Annotated in this window: 16 protein-coding genes; 10 read left to right on the top strand and 6 right to left on the bottom strand. The window is 62.8% G+C overall.

Features of this window, described 5'->3' with window-relative positions:
- Positions 1–8: 8 nt before the first annotated feature.
- Both ACPS74_RS15000 and ACPS74_RS14995 read left to right on the top strand, forming a co-directional pair.
- A complete protein-coding gene (locus ACPS74_RS15000; protein WP_029648672.1) occupies positions 9–410 on the top strand; it encodes a (deoxy)nucleoside triphosphate pyrophosphohydrolase in 402 nt (133 codons plus the stop codon).
- Positions 411–475: 65 nt separating this feature from the next.
- Positions 476–1,843 (top strand): DUF2252 domain-containing protein, encoded by a 1,368-nt coding sequence (locus ACPS74_RS14995; RefSeq protein WP_029648673.1) that lies wholly within the window; start codon positions 476–478, stop codon positions 1,841–1,843.
- Here ACPS74_RS14995 and ACPS74_RS14990 read toward each other — a convergent pair.
- Complete coding sequence (locus ACPS74_RS14990; RefSeq protein WP_029648674.1) at positions 1,824–2,891, bottom strand: sensor histidine kinase; 1,068 nt, start codon at positions 2,889–2,891, stop codon at positions 1,824–1,826. The two genes, ACPS74_RS14995 and ACPS74_RS14990, sit on opposite strands and share 20 nt — an antisense overlap.
- Before the next feature lie 60 nt (positions 2,892–2,951).
- Complete coding sequence (gene parE / locus ACPS74_RS14985) at positions 2,952–4,967, bottom strand: DNA topoisomerase IV subunit B (protein ID WP_029648675.1); 2,016 nt, start codon at positions 4,965–4,967, stop codon at positions 2,952–2,954.
- Positions 4,968–5,161: 194 nt separating this feature from the next.
- On the opposite strand from parE, the gene ACPS74_RS14980 reads away from it, so the two are divergent.
- From ACPS74_RS14980 to ACPS74_RS14955, 6 genes are all read left to right on the top strand, one after another.
- Positions 5,162–6,712, top strand: a complete 1,551-nt coding sequence (locus ACPS74_RS14980; RefSeq protein WP_029648676.1) for an alpha/beta hydrolase — start codon at positions 5,162–5,164, stop codon at positions 6,710–6,712.
- Positions 6,709–7,203 carry a DUF6790 family protein gene (locus ACPS74_RS14975; RefSeq protein WP_029648677.1) on the top strand — a complete coding sequence of 165 codons (495 nt, stop codon included), beginning with the start codon at positions 6,709–6,711 and terminating at the stop codon, positions 7,201–7,203. The genes ACPS74_RS14980 and ACPS74_RS14975 overlap by 4 nt, the downstream gene beginning before the upstream one ends.
- Before the next feature lie 32 nt (positions 7,204–7,235).
- Positions 7,236–7,997, top strand: coding sequence for an MBL fold metallo-hydrolase (locus ACPS74_RS14970; protein ID WP_239754892.1), 762 nt, complete (start codon positions 7,236–7,238; stop codon positions 7,995–7,997).
- Between the two features lie 266 nt (positions 7,998–8,263).
- Positions 8,264–9,250 carry an ABC transporter substrate-binding protein gene (locus ACPS74_RS14965; protein WP_029648679.1) on the top strand — a complete coding sequence of 329 codons (987 nt, stop codon included), beginning with the start codon at positions 8,264–8,266 and terminating at the stop codon, positions 9,248–9,250.
- The gene (locus ACPS74_RS14960; RefSeq protein WP_029648680.1) at positions 9,247–10,002 is read left to right on the top strand and encodes an ABC transporter permease; all 756 of its coding nucleotides are present in this window, start codon (positions 9,247–9,249) and stop codon (positions 10,000–10,002) included. The genes ACPS74_RS14965 and ACPS74_RS14960 overlap by 4 nt, the downstream gene beginning before the upstream one ends.
- The gene (locus ACPS74_RS14955; protein WP_029648681.1) at positions 9,944–10,717 is read left to right on the top strand and encodes an ABC transporter ATP-binding protein; all 774 of its coding nucleotides are present in this window, start codon (positions 9,944–9,946) and stop codon (positions 10,715–10,717) included. The genes ACPS74_RS14960 and ACPS74_RS14955 overlap by 59 nt, the downstream gene beginning before the upstream one ends.
- Before the next feature lie 12 nt (positions 10,718–10,729).
- Here ACPS74_RS14955 and ACPS74_RS14950 read toward each other — a convergent pair whose 3' ends face one another.
- Positions 10,730–11,407, bottom strand: a complete 678-nt coding sequence (locus ACPS74_RS14950; RefSeq protein WP_029648682.1) for an SDR family oxidoreductase — start codon at positions 11,405–11,407, stop codon at positions 10,730–10,732.
- A 131-nt stretch (positions 11,408–11,538) separates the two neighbouring features.
- On the opposite strand from ACPS74_RS14950, the gene ACPS74_RS14945 reads away from it, so the two are divergent.
- Positions 11,539–12,699, top strand: a complete 1,161-nt coding sequence (locus ACPS74_RS14945) for a YjgN family protein (RefSeq protein WP_029648683.1) — start codon at positions 11,539–11,541, stop codon at positions 12,697–12,699.
- A gap of 4 nt (positions 12,700–12,703) precedes the next feature.
- Positions 12,704–13,768, top strand: coding sequence for a M48 family metallopeptidase (locus ACPS74_RS14940; RefSeq protein WP_029648684.1), 1,065 nt, complete (start codon positions 12,704–12,706; stop codon positions 13,766–13,768).
- 6 nt (positions 13,769–13,774) lie between these two features.
- Here ACPS74_RS14940 and rpoH read toward each other — a convergent pair whose 3' ends face one another.
- The 3 genes from rpoH to ACPS74_RS14925 form a co-directional block, all read right to left on the bottom strand.
- On the bottom strand, positions 13,775–14,662 hold the full coding sequence (gene rpoH, locus ACPS74_RS14935) for an RNA polymerase sigma factor RpoH (protein ID WP_018407378.1): 888 nt from the start codon (positions 14,660–14,662) through the stop codon (positions 13,775–13,777).
- Positions 14,663–14,845: 183 nt separating this feature from the next.
- On the bottom strand, positions 14,846–15,061 hold the full coding sequence (locus ACPS74_RS14930; protein WP_029648685.1) for a DUF2283 domain-containing protein: 216 nt from the start codon (positions 15,059–15,061) through the stop codon (positions 14,846–14,848).
- Positions 15,062–15,363: 302 nt separating this feature from the next.
- Positions 15,364–16,884: a helicase HerA-like domain-containing protein gene (locus ACPS74_RS14925; protein ID WP_029648686.1), complete on the bottom strand. Its 1,521-nt coding sequence runs from the start codon at positions 16,882–16,884 to the stop codon at positions 15,364–15,366.
- Between the last annotated feature and the right edge of the window lie 65 nt (positions 16,885–16,949).

The following is a 16,949-nucleotide window of genomic DNA, read 5'->3' as shown; positions in this document are numbered from 1 at the left end:
GCGCTCCGGTGAATTTGCTGCTCGTCGTGGCGGCGGCGCTCGTCGACGCCGACAATCGCGTGCTCATTGCGCAACGCCCCGAAGGCAAGCAGCTCGCCGGTCTGTGGGAGTTTCCCGGCGGTAAGCTAGATCCCGGCGAGCGGCCGGAGGATGCCCTCGCGCGCGAACTCGAAGAAGAACTTGGCGTGCGGGTCTGCACGCCCTGCCTCGCGCCCCTGACTTTCGCGAGCCACGCCTATGACGACTTCCACCTTCTGATGCCGCTTTACGTCTGCCGTAAGTGGGAGGGCATTATTTCGCCGACGGAAGGCCAAGCGGTGAAATGGGCGCGCGCCCGCGATTTGCGCAACTATCCGATGCCGCCCGCCGACGCGCCGCTGATCGGGCCGCTGATCGATCTGCTGGGTTGATCGGATGGCCGGCTGACGAGATTTTTTTTAAGCGTTGATTCTATGAGCTGAAGGATTTGCTGATCATGATCATTGACGGCGCTGCGCATACAGAAAGCTCCAACCGTCGCGCGCGCTACGCGGCAGGAAAGACCCTGCGCAAGATCCTCCCGCGCGAGTCGCTGGCGGACTTTACGCCCGCCGCAAACCGAAACGCTCTCGCGATCATCGCCGAAACCGAGCGCGATCGGATTCAATCCCTACTTCCGCTTCGCTGCGAGTCGATGGCCAAATCGCCTCATGCTTTTCTACGCGGCGCCGCCGACGTCATGGCCGCCGATCTTTCGGCGCTGCCGGCCCCAGGAATTCGCGCGCAGGTCTGCGGCGACTGTCATCTGATGAATTTCGGCGCCTTCGTTTCGCCGGAAGGACATCCGCTCTTCGATCTCAATGATTTCGACGAGACGCTGCCCAATGTCGATGTCACGGTCGATTTGCGCCGCTTCGCGACAAGCGTCGTCGTCGCAGCGCTTTGCGCAGGTAAAAGTGAGCGAGCCTCAAGATCAACGGCGCGCGCCGCCATTAAGGCCTACCGCAGGGCCGTGACAGACCTCGCCGCCATGTCGCCGCTCCAGGCCTGGAACACCCGCGTGCCGCTACGTGATGTCGTCGCGGAACTCCGTAACCGAGTTCTTCCCGCCGTTGCGCACGCCGCTCAGTCCGCGCGTGGGGACGAAGACGATCACGCCGACGATTTTCCGAAGATTTCGAATGGAGCAAACGGCGATTTGCGAATCGAAGATAGGCCACCGCGGCTCTTTCACTTCAACGAAAGCGTCGCCAACCAATTCGATGTCAACGGGCTCATAGCCGCCGCGTTCGCGAATTTGCCACCGCACGCCGCCGCTTTATTGGGCCGCTACCGTTTGTGCGACATCGCTTTCAAGGCCGTTGGCGTCGGCAGCCTCGGAACCTATTGCACGATCGCGCTGTTTATGAGCCCGGACGACGAGCCCCTGTTCATCCAGGTGAAAGAAGCGAAGCAATCCGTGCTGGAGCGCTTTGGCTTGGGCGTCTGGCCCGGCGTTCAGGGCGAGCGCGTCGTCAGAGGCCAACGCATGATGCAGGCGGCGACCGACGTTTTTCTCGGCCCCACGCGCGACCCGGCTTCGCAGCGAGAATTCTACCTGCGTCAGCTGAAGACGCGCCGTCTCGGCGGGCTGACCGAATTGCTGCAGCGTCGTGACTTGCTCGATTACGCGAAACTGTGCGGGCGCACCTTGGCGCGCGCGCATGCGCGTTCCACCGATGCGGCGACTCTTTTGGGATACATGGGGAAAAGCGAGGCATTCGACGACGCGCTCGCGTCCTTCGCGATGCTCTATGCGCAGCAAAACGCTCAGGACTACGAAGCGTTCTGTGCGCAGCGAGGCGTTACGCCTGCTCATCCCTGACGGTCGCGTAGCTCGCCGGAATCGACAGCGTCCAAATCAATCCATCGGGCGGAAAGTTGAGCGTCGCCGTCCCATCCAGCGCCTGCGCGACAAGTCGCTTGATGACCTTATGGCCGAAGCCTTCGCGCGGCGGCATCGCCACCGCCGGGCCGCCGCTCTCGCGCCATTCGATATTGAGCCGCCCGTCTTCGAAGCGCCATGTCAGCGAGACGGCGCCGTCCGGCCGAGACAGGCCGCCAAAACTTAGCGCGTTCGTGGCAAGTTCATGCAAAGCGAGGCCGATGTTCTGCGCCGCCTCCGGCTTCAGCATGATTTTCGGGCCATCGATCGTTGCGCGCGACGACACGTCGCCCTGTGGCACGTCCATGCAATAGGCGAGCTGAGCGCGCACCAATTCGCGCATCGAGGCGCCGCGCCAATCCTGCGACACGAGCAGATCATGCGCCATCGACAGCGCCTGCAGGCGGGCGCCGAATTTGCGCTGAAAATCTTCGACCGAAGGCGAACCGGCGGCCGTCTGCCGCGACATCGCCTGCACCACCGCGAGCAGGTTCTTCGAACGATGCACGAGTTCGCGCAGGAGCACGCGCACATGCTGCTCGCGCTGCTTGCGCGGCGTGATGTCGCGCGCGGTGCCGAGAATGCGGACGGCGCGGCCTTCGTCGAAAAAAGTGCGGCCGCGCACCGAGACCCAGCGCTCGATGCGGTCGGTCTGACCGATGACGCGATATTCGATCTCGTAATCGCCCTCGTGCGTGGGATCGAGCGCGACGCCGACAGCCTCTTTCGTACGCTTCTTGTCCTGCGGATGCAGCGCGCTGCGGAAAATCTCGAAACTCGCCGGAACGCCTTCTGGAAGGCCCCACAGGCGGCGCACGCGCTCGTCGATATGGACTTCGCCCGTCAGCAGGTTCCAGTCCCAGATGCCGGTGCGCCCGGCGTCGAGCGCAAGCTGCATCCGCTCCAGGGCGAAGGCCTGCTCGTCGCAGAAGGACCGCGGGGCGCGCGCATCCTCGGTCGTCGTTGGGCGAATTTCCGTGTCGGTCACGCGGCGCCTGTCTGTTGGGAGGCCGGCAGCATACTCCCAGATGCGCCGCAGCGCGAGCGGTTAGATATCGACCAGCTCCGTCGCGAACGCGGCGCGCTCCTGGATGAAGGCGAAGCGCGCTTCCGGCCTGTTGCCCATCAGCCGCTCGACGCAGTCCGCTGTCTCCTCGCGATCTTCCGGCTCGACGACGACTTTGAGGAGCGTGCGCTTGCTCGGGTCCATCGTCGTTTCCTTGAGCTGAGCCGCACTCATCTCGCCAAGCCCCTTGAAGCGGCCGGTCTCGATTTTTCCCTTCCCGGTCAGCTCCTTGCTGATCAACTCGTCGCGATGTTCATTGTCGCGCGCATAGACGGTCTTCGCGCCTTGCGTCAGCTTGTAGAGCGGCGGCTGCGCCAGATAGAGATGGCCGTTCTCGATGAGGCGCGGCATCTGCCGATAGAAGAAGGTGATGAGCAGCGAGGCGATATGCGCGCCGTCGACGTCGGCGTCGGTCATCACGATCACCTTCTCGTAGCGCAGATCCTCATCGCGGTAATGGGCGCCCAGTCCGCAGCCGAGCGCCTGGGTCAGATCGGCGAGCTGCTGATTGGCGAGGAGCTTGTCCTTCGTCGCCGAGGCGACATTCAAAATCTTGCCACGCAGCGGCAAAATGGCCTGCGTCGTGCGGTTGCGCGCCTCCTTCGCCGAGCCGCCGGCGGAGTCGCCTTCGACGATGAACAGCTCCGAGCCCTGCGCCGAATTATTCGTGCAGTCGACAAGCTTGCCGGGCAGCCGCAGCTTGCGGGTCGCGGTCTTGCGGGCGATGTCCTTCTCGGCGCGCCGGCGCAGGCGCTCCTCGGCGCGCTCCACGGCGAAGTCCAAGAGCTTATTGGCCTGCGAGGGGGCGCCCGCGAGCCAATGGTCGAAGGCGTCGCGCACCGCGCTCTCGACGATGCGCGCCGCTTCGGCGCTCATCAGCCGGCTTTTGTTCTGGCCCTGAAACTCCGGCTCGCGAATGAAGACCGAGATCATCGCGGCCGACTGGCCCATGAGATCATCGGCGCCGATGTCCTTGGCGCGCTTGGCCTGCCCGACTCGCTCGGCGTGATCCTTGAGCGCCTTTAGGAGCGCGGCGCGAAACCCGGCCTCATGCGTGCCGCCGTCCGGCGTCGGAATCGTGTTGCAATAGGAGTGGACGAAGCCGTCATCCTCGGCGAGCCAGGAGACCGCCCATTCGAGCGAGCCATGACCGCCTTCGCGCGTGATCTTGCCGACAAAGGGCTGATCGGCGACGAGTTCCTTCCCGTGAATCTCGCGCGCCAGATAATCCTTCAGGCCGCCGGGAAAGCGCAGCACCGCCTCAGGCGGCGTATCGGCGCCGGGGTCGATCAGCGAAGGATCGCAGCGCCAGCGGATTTCGACCCCGCCGAAGAGATAGGCTTTGGAGCGCGACATGCGGAAGAGCCGCGCCGGCTTCCAATGCGCGCCGGCGCCGAAAATCTGCGCGTCGGGCTTGAAGCGCACCTTGGTGCCGCGCCGATTGTTGACGCGGCCAAGCGTCTTGAGCTTGCCGAGCGGCAGGCCCCGCGAAAACTCCTGGCCGTAAAGCTGGCCGGCGATCGCCACTTCGACTTCAAGCTTTTCGGACAGCGCATTGACGACCGAGACGCCGACGCCGTGCAGGCCGCCGGAGGTCTGATAGGCGCCGGAATCGAACTTGCCGCCCGCGTGGAGCGTGGTCATCACGACTTCCAACGCCGACTTCTTGGGAAATTTCGGATGGGACTCGACCGGAATGCCGCGGCCGTTGTCGTTGACCGTGAGCCAGCCGTCAGTTTCCAGCGTCACTTCGATGAAGGTCGCATGGCCGGCCACGGCCTCGTCCATGGCGTTGTCCAGCACCTCGGCGAAGAGGTGATGCATCGCCGCCTCGTCGGTGCCGCCGATATACATGCCGGGGCGCCGGCGGACGGGCTCGAGCCCCTCCAGCACTTCGATCGAGGCGGCGGAATATTCCGCCGGCCCGCGTTTTGGGGCGGGTTTCGACGCGGGCGCCTTGCGCGGCGCGCCGCTGAACAGATCGGGTTTTGAAGCCATGGGCGATCTTAGCGCGATTCGCGACAGCGTGGGTCGGTTCGGCGCACGCGCATTCGCGTGGCCGACACAGGGAATTCACAAAAAAGGCAGACGAGGCTTGCGCTTGTCGCACAGGCGACGCTGAGGCATGCTCGCGCCCCGGCTAAATACTCACTTAAGGATTTTTGCTCAACCGAAAAAATTGGAGCTCATCCATGGCGCATGACGAAGAATTATCGGTGTACGAGGTCGTCCCTCCACCTGCCGCCAAGGCGTTCACGCCCGCTTTCTTCGTCGAAAGCACGGCGCCCGATAATATCGACGACAGGGAAAATGCGCCGCCAACTCCTGAAAATTGCCAAGCTTCGGAGATCGATAAGATCGTCCAGGTATTGGCCAAACAGGAGAGCCCCAAACTCTTGATTACCGTCCACGGCTTCAACACGCCGCGAAAAAAAGTTCTCGAAACCTTCAAGGAGTCGTTCATCGCGTTGAACGACGACGATGAGCTCAAAAACCGCGGCCTTGTTTGCATCGGTTATCGTTGGCCGTCGGAAGCGATGGGAACCCCTTGGCGAAGCGGTTTGAACGCCGCGCCATTATTCCTCCTTGGCATTCTCATCGTCTCGCTCGCCGCCGTATATCTCGTGAACTTCTCTTTCGAAATTTGCGACTGGTGGAAGCTTACGCGCGTCATCGTGACGGCTGTGACGGCGGCGATGGCCATCATTCCCCTCACCCTTTTTGGCTTGCGGCTCATCGTCTATTTTCGTGACGGCTTCCGGGCGACGAATTACGGCGTGCCGGACCTCGTCAATCTGATCCGAGACATCGACGACAGACTTGCCAAACGGCTGAGCGATGACCCCGACGATCTTATCGGAAGGGTTGAGCTGTCTTTTATCGGCCACAGCATGGGCGGCTTCGTCGTCACCAACGCCGTGCGCATTCTCTCCGACGTGTTTTCCCCACTCGCGATCGCCGCCATGCGCCACCGCCCGGAGACGCTCGGAAGCGAAGAGGAGCGCCGGGGGCGCGAGCTCAGATCGAAGATTGGAAAAAATTTTATCTTGCGCCGCCTCGTGCTGGTCTCGCCCGACATTCCATCAGAGGTGCTGCTGCTCGGCCGAAGCAATGCGCTGCATTCGTCGTTGATCCGCTTTCAGGAGGCCCATCTTTTCTCCAATGAAGGCGACGAAGTTTTACGCAACATTTCGACGACGGCGAATTTTTTCTCGCTGCCGACGAAGAGCCGCAGCTTCGGCTATCGGCTCGGAAATGTCGGCGTGCTGACCGGCTGGGGACTTTCCGAACATCTGACGCTCGGCAATCTGCGCGTCGGCGCGCGCACCCTTTACGAGCTTTACGCTGAACTCGACGCCGTGCAGTCCGAAGAGTCATTTGCTCAGAGGCTGACCTATTTCGACTGCACCGACAGCATCGACGCCGAAGGCCATGGCGTGGTGACGGACGCTGCGCCTGGCGTGTCGCCGAACTTATCCTGGCTTGGACATCTGCGCCTGCTTTGGATCTATGTCAGAGGCGAGGTTGACGTCCACTCGGGCTATTTCCTGAGGCCCAGCCTGGTACGTCGGCTCATTTATCGATTCGCGTCCATCGGCTATGGCGATACTGAGGAGCTTTACGGCGGCCTCGCAGCGTTGAGCGCGGAATGTGAAAAATATCAGATCAAGGCGCTGAAGCCGGGCCAGCGCAGCGTCGCGGCCGCTGCGGCGGAAGACGCGAAAGCTGCCGCCTCGCCATGATCGGGCTCATCGTCGCGCTCTTCAGCGTGCTGCTGCCGCTGGCGCATCTCGCGCTAAGCAGAGTCCCAAGGACTCGTGCGCGCGTGATTCGTCTCCTGCTGCTTTACGCGCTGGTTCTCGACGTCGGCGTCATCGGCCTGCCGCTCGGCTTCTTCCCGCATGTGTTCTTCGCCGATGAAACCGCGCGCAGCATCGGCTGGGCGCCGGGCAGCCCGTTCCAATTCGAAGTCGGCGTTCACGACGGCGCCTGGGGCGTCCTCGGCTTTCTCTGTATCTGGATTCGCGGCTCATTCTGGCTCGCGACAGGGCTTGGGTGGTCGCTGTTCATGCTGGGCGCGACCTATGGCCACGTCCTGCAAACGCTTCGCGCCGGCGATTATGCGCCCTACAATTTTTTGACGATCTTCTCTGACGGCTTTATCGCCTTCTGGCTGCTCCTGCTTCTTTATCTCTGGCGCCGCTGGGACGCTACGGACGATAAGCAGAGATAGGAGTCGCGCAAACCGATGATGCGGCGATTGAATTGAGCCTGAGGTTGGAGATGGAAACGAAGGTCGATGAAATCGCCGAGCGCGTCTACCGCTTTTCGACCTTCGCGCCAGAGATCGCGGCGCCGGCCGGTTTCACCTTCAACCAGTTCCTCATCGACGCCGACGAGCCGCTGCTCTTCCATTGCGGCCCGCGTGCGCTGTTTCCGTCCGTGTCGCAGGCCTTGGGCGCGATCATGCCGATCGAGCGGCTGCGCTGGATTTCCTTCGGCCATGTCGAAGCCGATGAATGCGGCGCGATGAATCTGTGGCTCGCGGCTGCGCCGCGGGCGCAAGTGGTTCATGGCCAGACGGCCTGCATGGTGTCGCTCAACGATCTCGCCGACCGGCCGCCGCGCGCTCTTGGCAATGGCGAGATCATGGACATCGGCGGAAGGCGCGTGCGCTACATCGATACGCCGCATGTGCCGCATGCGTGGGAATCGGGCCTGATCTATGAGGAGACGACCCGCACGCTGTTCTGCGGCGATCTTCTCACGCAAATCGGTGAAGGGCCGGCCGTCACGAAAGAGAGTGTGCTCGAAGCGGCGATAACGGCGGAGAACGCCTTCCAGGCCACGTCGCTGACGCCGATGACGGGCCCGACGATCCGCATGCTCGCGGCGCTCGAACCGCGTCGCCTCGCCGTGATGCATGGCTCGAGTTTCGAAGGCGATTGCGCCGCCCTGCTCTCGCAGCTCTCGGATTTTTATGACGCGGCGCTTGCGGCGAAGAGCGCGCATCCGGCTTCCCCTTGATGGCGAAGCGCGTAACCGCACCCTCCCCTTGAGGGGGGAGGGTCGCATTGCGACCGCAATGCGGGGTGGGGTGATACCGGGATGAATCCGTCAACAGGCGCGCGTCGAGCCGTCCGCTTAACGACGATCCTTTACGATGCGGCTCCACCCCACCCCGGCGCTGCGCGCTGACCCTCCCCCTCAAGGGGAGGGTGAGCGTCGCGTGCGCGCAATCGACGAGTCGTCCATCCTGCGGTAAGACATTCAGGAAAAATCCAAGGGAAGAAATGCAACGCTTCTTCGTCGCTCTCGCCGCCGGTCTCGCTAGCGTCTTTCTCCTCGCCGCGCCGCCGGCGCAGGCGGAAAAACTGCGCATCGCGCTGCAGAAAACCGGCACGCTCGGCTGGGAGCTCGCCGTCGCTAAGGCGTTCGGCCTCGACACGGAAGCGAAGCTCGACATCGACGCCACCGAGCTCGCCTCGACCGACGCCGGCAAGATCGCCATCCAGGGCGGCGGCGCCGACATCATCATCTCCGATTGGCTGTGGGTGGCGCGTCAGCGCGCGCAGGGCGCGAAGCTGACATTCTATCCGCATTCGTCGGCGATCGGCGCGGTGATGACAAAGGACCCCGCAATCAAGAGCGTTAAGGACCTCGTCGGCAAGAAACTAGGCGTCGCCGGCGGGCCGCTCGACAAGAGCTGGCTCATGCTTAAGGCCTATGCGCTCAAGAACGGCGTCGATCTCGACAAGGCAGCAACCGTGCTCTACGGCGCGCCGCCGCTCATCGCCGAAAAGGCGCTGGAGGGCGAGATCGACGCGGCGCTCGAATTCTGGAATTTCGCCGCCGATCTTGAGGCGCAAGGCTTCACGCGCGCCGTCGAACTCACCGACGTCGAAAAGGCGCTCGGCGCCACGGGCGACGTCGTCGTCACCGGCTATGTCTTCGACGAAGATTTCGCGGCGAAGAACAGGGACACGCTGGCGCGCTTCTTCGCCATGAGCAGGAAAGCTCAGCAGCTGATCGCGACATCCGACAGGGCCTGGGGCATAGTCATCGCGCAGCGCCTCGGCGGCAAGGACGCCAGGACCCTCGAGATCTACCGCAAGCGCTATGTCGCCGGCGCGCCGAAACGCTCGATCGCGCAGGAAGAGGCCGACGCGCGCGCGCTCTATGGCGCGCTCGCTGCGCTCGGCGGCGAAAAGCTCGTGGGGCCGAGCCAGACGCTTGATCCCGGAACCTTCTACAAGGGCGCCGAGGTCAAGCCGCATTGATCCGGTTCATCTCGCTTGCGGCTCTACTCCTGCTTTGGCAAATCGGCGCGTGGCTTTCCGATCCGCGCCGACTTCCGGGACCGATGGCCGTCTTCGAGAAAATTTATGAAGAAGCGGTCTCCGGCGCCCTCTTCTCCAATCTCGCGATCACGCTGGCGCGCGTCGTCGCCGCCTTCGCGCTCGCCATGAGTTTCGGCGCTGCGATCGGTTATGTCATGGGTCGCAACAGGCTCGCCGACCGGCTGCTCGATCCCTGGCTGGTCACGCTGCTCAATCTGCCGGCGCTGGTCGTCATCGTGCTCGCCTATGTCTGGGCGGGCCTCACGGAAGTCGCCGCGATCGGCGCCGTCGCGCTAAACAAGCTGCCCAACGCCATCGTCGTCGTGCGCGAAGGCGCCCGCGCGCTTGATCCGCATCTTGAGGACATGGCGCATGTGTTTCGCTTTTCCCCCGCTGCACGCTTCAGGCATCTCGTCCTGCCGCAGCTCGCGCCCTATCTTGCGGCGGCGACGCGTTCCGGCCTGTCGCTTGTCTGGAAGATCGTTCTCGTCGTCGAGCTGCTGGGGCGCTCGAACGGCGTCGGATTCGAAATCAACATGGCCTTTCAGCTCTTTGACATGAGGCTTCTGCTTGCTTACGCGCTTCCCTTCGTCGCGCTGATGCTCGGCGTCGAAACCTTTCTGGTGCAGCCGCTTGAACGACACGTCTCCCGCTGGCGGCGCGGCGTCTCTCGACGTCTCGATCGCAACTAAGGATTATCATTCCGCCAGCGGCCGGCCGCTTCGGGCGCTGGAGGGGCTGCGGCTGACGCTGCCCGCGGGACAGGCGGGCGCGGTCGTCGGCCCTTCCGGCTGCGGCAAGACCACTCTGCTGCGACTCATCGCAGGCCTCGACAAGGACTATGTCGGAACGATCGTTCTGCCCGAACACGGCCGGCTCGGCATGGTTTTTCAAGAGCCGCGATTGCTGCCCTGGCGCAGCGTCATCGACAATATCCGCATCGCCGCGCCGTATGCGCGCGAAGACGAGATCGCCGCGCTCCTTGACGAACTCGGGCTCGCCGACCACGCGGCGCATTTCCCCCGCGAACTTTCCCTCGGCCTTGCCCGGCGCGCGGCGCTCGCGCGCGCGCTCGCCGTCAAGCCGGACCTCCTGCTGCTGGACGAACCGCTCGTTTCGCTTGACGCGGCGCTTGCCCGAGATCTGCGCGAGATGATCGCAAGGCTTATCGACGAGCGGCGTATCACCACGCTCATCGTCACGCACGATCTGCGCGAGGCGATTGCGCTTGGAGACAGGCTGTTTCTGTTGGCGGCGCGTCCCGCCCATGTCGTCGCCACGATCGATGTGCCGTCGCCGCGAAGGGCGTTGGAGAAAGAGACGGCGGAAAGGCTTGAAGCGCAGGCGAGAGACGCGTTTGTTGCGGCGCGCGCCGGGTCATCGCAGCCGAGACATCCTAGCGCTTGAGCATGTCCTGGTTCACCAGGGAATGTCTTGGCCGCGGTAGTCGAGATAGCGGCGCGTATCGGCGAGGGTGAGCGACTCGGCGACACGAATGATTCCGGCCACGCTGTCGCGCACGTCGAGCGTGGCGTCCGCCCCACCCATGTCGGTGCGCACCCAGCCGGGATGCATCGCGACGACGATGACGCCTTCCGACTTCAGATCGGCGGCGAGACATTGCGCGATCTTGTTCAGCCCCGCTTTAGATACGCGGTAGGCGACGTTGAATGTCCCATCGAGCGACATTGAGCCGAGTATGCTCGACATCATGACGATGCGGGGACGGGCGCCGCGTTTTACAAGCGGCAGAAAGGCCTGGACGACGCGCAGCGGACCCAGCGTATTGACCGAGAGAAGATCGAGCGCGCCTTCGAAATCCATATCGGTGGAGGATTGGCGCTGCGGCCCATAGGCGCCGGCGTTGACGATGAGCGCGTCGACAGGATCGGATACCTGTGCGGCGGCGGCCTCAATCTCGGCCTCATTGCGAACGTCGAACTGCAGGATCGCCGCCTGAGGCGCGGCCGCTTTCAGCGCCGCCACGCCCGCCGCGCTGCGCGCGCTCGCGGTCACGCGCTCCCCGCGCGCCGAAAGCTGACGCGCAGCCTCCAAACCAATGCCGCGGCTCGCGCCGGCGATGAGCCAATGGGACATGTCTATCCACCCGCGTTCTGAAATTGGTCTCTTATTGCTGGTTCTTAATATAGCGTCGATGCGGCGCGGGACAGGCTTGCCCAAGGTCATGTGGCGGTGCAGTATTCTCCCCGTTCAAGGGGGCTTTTTTCATGAACGACATGACAGTAGACGCGGCGCAGCGCGCGCCGGAGTCGAGCGACATTGTTTTCACGGGCCACGACGACGAATTTCGCGACCTTCTGCGCAAAGGCGCGCTTCTTGAGATCGTCACCTTCGGCTTCTACCGCTTTTGGCTGGCGACCAAAATCCGCCAGCATCTGTGGTCGCATACAATGCTGGACGGCGACGCCTTCGCCTATCTCGGCACGGCGCGCGAACTGCTCATCGGCTTTCTCTTCGCTATCGCGATCCTCGCCCCAATCTATCTCGCGTCTTTCCTGCTCGGCGTCGAAGCAGAACGCGCACAATCGTTTGCGTCGTCCGTGTTCGGCGTTTTCTTTCTGACTTTTTGGCAGTTTGCGATTTATCGGGCGCGGCGCTACCGCTTGCATCGCACCGCCTGGCGAGGGCTGCGCTTTCACATGGAAGGCTCCGGCGTTTCCTATGCGCTGCGCGCCATGGGCTGGGGTTTTGTCAGCATCGTCACGCTCGGGTTAGCGCTGCCGTGGATGCAGGCGGCAATGGAACGCTACAAGATGCGCCATACCTATTACGGCGATCTTCGCGGGGATTTCGTTGCAACCGGCGGCAGTTTCTTCAAACAGGGCTGGCTGCTTTGGATCGGCGCCGCCTTCACGGCGGCTGCTTACTTCGTCGGGCCTGTCCTCTATGAACTCACGAAGCAAGGGGCTTGGTTCTTGTTGATGCTGCCGACCCTTCCAGCCTTGGTTTTCATATATGCGCGGTTTAAGGCCCTGCAGTGGAAGTGGTGGCTGGAAGGCGTGCGCATCGGCGACGTGCGGGCGACCTCGACCCTGGAGCGCCACGCGCTGACTGGAAATTATTGGATTTTCGTCGGCCTTTTCCTGGCTTCGCTGTTGGCGGCGGGGATCGGCGTGACGCTCGCCGTCGGCTTCCTGCCCAAAATCCTCGGCGTCGTCTTGGCTGTATTCTTCTATCTTGCGCTGATCGTGCAATATTCGATTCTGTGGCGGACTTACTTCATCCAGCGGGTGTGGCGGATCGTCGTCAATTCGCTGACGATTCATCATCTGCACACGGCGCAAGAAGTCTCGATGCGGCTCGACGCGTCATCGCCCACCGCGCTCGGCGAAGGCTTCGCCGATAGTCTCGACGTCGCCGGGTTCTGACGGCGTGAACGAGAAATTCGAGGCGATCTATTTCGACGGCCTGGTCAATAAAAAGCGCCGCGTCACCCTAACCTTCAGCGACGCGCTGGAAATATGGGAGGACGGCGCGGTTCTCTCGGCGTGGTCTTACGCCGACGTGCGCCGCATTCCGGCGCCAGCCGACCTGATGCGGCTGCGGTCGATTAGCGCCGCGCAATTGGCGCATCTCGACATCCGCGACGGCGACGCTCAGCGCGAGGTCGAACGCCATTGTCCAAAGCTCGCGGATGACGCGGCGCACGACGGTTCGACGCTCAAAATCGTGGCGTGGTCGCTCGCCGCGACGGCTTCGATCGTCGGCCTTGTTTGGTTCGGCGTTCCCTCCGCCGCGGACCGCTTGGCGCCGCTCGTGCCCCTTTCATGGGAAAACCGTATTGGCGAAGTGGCCGAACGGCAGATGCGCCAAATGTTCGACGGCAAGAACTGCACAACGCCGAAGGGCTCGGCCGCGCTCGTGAAGCTCTCCAAACGCTTGCAGGACGCGTCCGGCCTTCACGTGACGGCCACCATCGAGGCGCTCTCCGAAAAAACGCCAAACGCCTTCGCCCTTCCAGGGGGTAAGGTGTTCGTCCTTGCGGGACTATTGGAGAAGGCGCAGTCGCAGGATGAAATCCTGGGCGTGTTGGCGCATGAACTCGGCCATTTGCAGAACCGCGATCATCTGCGCCGCATCATCGCCGATGGCGGAACCGCCTATCTCTTCGGCCTGCTGTTTGGCGACGTGGCCGGCGGCGGCGCCGTGGTTTTCGCCGGCAAGACCTTGCTTAACGCCGCCAATTCGCGGGAAGCGGAGGCGCGGGCCGACGCATTCGCGGCGCAAACGCTCGCCCGCCTCGGCCGGCCCGCGAAACCGATGGGCGAATTGCTGCTGCGCGTGACAGGCAAGGAAAAAGACGGCTTCCTCACCATCCTCCACGATCACCCCTTGAGTGAAGACAGACTCGCCAAGCTCTCGGCCGCGGACAAAGCCACGGCCGATCCCGTGCTCACAGACGACGAATGGAAGGCGCTGAAGACGATCTGCGACTAGCGCTATCTACGGCGCCGCCGGCGCGGGCGCCGCTTCGATCCGCGCGACGCCGTCGCGCACCGCCGCCTGCACCTTCTCGAAGGCGCGCACCTCGATCTGGCGCACGCGCTCACGCGACACGCCGAATTCCTCGGAGAGCGTTTCGAGCGTGACAGGATCGTCGGACAGTCGGCGCGCCTCGAAGATGCGCCGCTCGCGCGGATTGAGCACGTCAAGCGCGCCGCGCAGCGCCTTCAGGCGATTGTCGCTTTCTTCGTGGGCGACGAGCAGATGCTCCTGATCGACGCTATCGTCGACCAGCCAGTCCTGCCATTCGCCTTCGCCCTCCTCGCGCAACGGCGTGTTGAGCGACGAGTCGCCGCCCATGCGGCGATTCATGTCGATGACGTCCTGCTTGGACACGCCAAGCCGATGCGCGATCTTTTCGACGTTCTCGGGCTTCAGGTCGCCTTCCTCGAAGGCCGAGATGCGGCTCTTGGCCTTGCGAAGATTGAAGAAGAGCTTCTTCTGACTCGCGGTGGTGCCCATTTTGACGAGCGACCAGGAGCGCAAAATATACTCTTGGATGGAGGCGCGGATCCACCACATTGCGTAGGTCGCAAGGCGGAAGCCGCGCTCGGGCTCGAAGCGCTTGACGGCCTGCATGAGGCCGACATTGCCTTCGGAAACGATTTCCCCGATCGGCAAGCCGTAGCCGCGATAGCCCATGGCGATTTTCGCCACGAGCCGCAGATGCGACGTGATCAATTCCTGCGCGGCTTTTGCGTCTTCATGCTCGCGCCAGCGCTTGGCAAGCATATATTCCTGCTGCGGCTCCAACATTGGAAACCGCCTGATTTCAGAAAGATAGCGGGCTAGGCCGTCTTCTGAGACGATTGGCAAGGCATTCGCCATAAGTCCCTCCTGACGAACCCCCTGAGTAAGGCGGGTCCGCGAAGCGCGGCCACAAAACGCCGGCCGCGACAGGGGGTCATTATAGGGCGCCCCTAGTGGGCTGGAAAATGACAATTGCGTGAAGGGAGGCTAAAGCACGGATTAAGATTCAGCAATGTGAATGACGCGTTTCAAAAGAGCAGGTCACGCCACTTTGGCGACTCGCACGGGCAATGAAATCGTTTCAAGCGTGGTGAGATCGAGTTTTTTCGAGGCGTGGTCGATATCGAGTCCGACCACGTCGCCAGACGCGTAAATATCCACGTTGAGGCCCGATACAACCTCTCGCGTCTCCGTTCCTGGGCCGGACTTCAATTCTATGTAGAGACTGTCGGTGTCAGGGTAGTAGTGCAGTTTCATTGGTCTTCTTTCCTAAAGTCTCGGTCAAAAAAGGCGTTGTGCAGGGTTTCGCCGTCCTCGAGCGTGATGACCCTCAATATACGCTCATTTCCGTCGCGTGTGTCGGCCACCGATCCCCAATGACGAAGCCGACCATCTGGTTGGACCAGCCGCTTTAGCGGTGACGCTATAACGGCCTTGCACATCGACACACTAATATAGGGTCACTTGCGCAGCACTTGTTCAGAAAAATAGCGCGTCGACTTCATGACGACGTCCATGTCAACGAATGGGTTCGATGGCCATCCTGATTTCGCCCGAACTCACTTCGACATGCCGCCCAGCACGCCGCGCAGAATTTGGCGCGCGATCTGTGTCCCGGCGGACCGCGCCGCCGATTGAATCGCGGCGCGCGCCGCGAGTTCGGCCGGCGACATCCGATTCTTGTCGCCCTTGCCAAAAATGCCGCCCAATATGCCGCCAAGCGCGCCGAGCAAACCGCCGCCCGCGCCGCTTTCGGCCTCGGCCTTGCCCTTGGCGCGCGCTTGCAGCATTTCGAATGCGGATTCGCGATCGACCATTGTGTCGTATTTTCCTCCGAAGGCGCTCGCGGCCATGACGGCCTTCCGCTCCTCTGGCGATATTGGTCCAACGCGGGCGGACGGCGGCGCGATCAACGTTCGTTCGACGACTTCGGGCGTTCCCTTGGCGTCGAGCATCGACACCAGCGCTTCGCCGACGCCAAGCTGCATGATCGCCTCAGCTTCCTCGAGGGCGCGATTGTCGCGAAAGGTCTCGGCGGCGGCGCGCACCGCCTTCTGATCGCGGGGCGTGAATGCGCGCAGCACATGTTGAATGCGGTTGCCGAGCTGGCCCAGAATCGTGTCGGGCACGTCGAGGGGATTTTGGGTGATGAAATAGACGCCGACGCCTTTCGAGCGGATGAGACGCACGACCTGCTCAATGGCGGACAGCAGCGCCTTCGGCGCGTCGCTGAATAGAAGATGCGCCTCGTCGAAGAAGAAAACGAGCTTCGGCTTGTCGAGATCGCCGACTTCCGTCAGGGCTTCGAACAGCTCGGAAAGCATCCAAAGAAGGAAGGTCGCGTAGAGCCGCGGCGCGCGCATCAACTTGTCTGCGGCGAGAATATTGATGACCCCGCGTCCGTCGCGATCGACTCGCAAGAAATCCATGATGTCGAGCGCCGGCTCGCCGAAGAAACTCGCGCCGCCTTGCGTCTCCAGCACCAACAGCTGCCGTTGAATGGCGCCGACGCTCGCGGGCGCCACATTTCCGTATTTCTGTTTGTAGGCCGCGGCGTTCTCCGCAACATGCGCGAGCATCGCCCGCAAATCCTTCAAATCGAGCAGCAACATGCCCTGCTCGTCCGCAACCTTGAAAACGACATTCAGAACGCCCTCTTGGACGTCGTTCAAATCGAGCAGGCGCGAAAGAAGCAGCGGCCCCATTTCCGAGATCGAAGCCCGAACCGGGTGTCCCTGTTCGCCGAAAACGTCCCAGAAGGCGACGGGAAACCGGTCGGGCTCGTAGGGAACGCCAATCTCCTTGGCGCGTGCGACGAAGCCCGACTTGCCTTCGCCCGGCTGCGACAGGCCCGCGAGATCGCCTTTGACGTCGGCGAGAAAGACGCAGCTTCCGGCGTTCGAGAAGCCTTCGGCGAGCCGCTGCAGCGAAACGGTTTTGCCGCCGCCGGTTGCGCCCGCGATCAAGCCATGGCGATTGCCAAGCGCGAGCAGAAGGTAGTGGTAAGCATGCGGCTTCCCGTCCTTCATGCTTGCGCCGACGAGGATTTTGCCTGGAACGGCGCTCGGGGTTTCGCTCATGGTTAAAGCGCTTTCACAGTCAGGAATCGCAATTGCGCGAAGCTACACCATCGGCGCAGGACGCG

Origin of the sequence: Methylocystis sp. SB2 (assembly GCF_049817085.1) — a bacterium.
In the GTDB taxonomy this organism is placed as follows: Bacteria; Pseudomonadota; Alphaproteobacteria; order Rhizobiales; family Beijerinckiaceae; genus Methylocystis; species Methylocystis rosea.
Note: the sequence above shows the minus strand (reverse complement) of the source record. Positions and strands in the feature narration are given on the sequence as shown.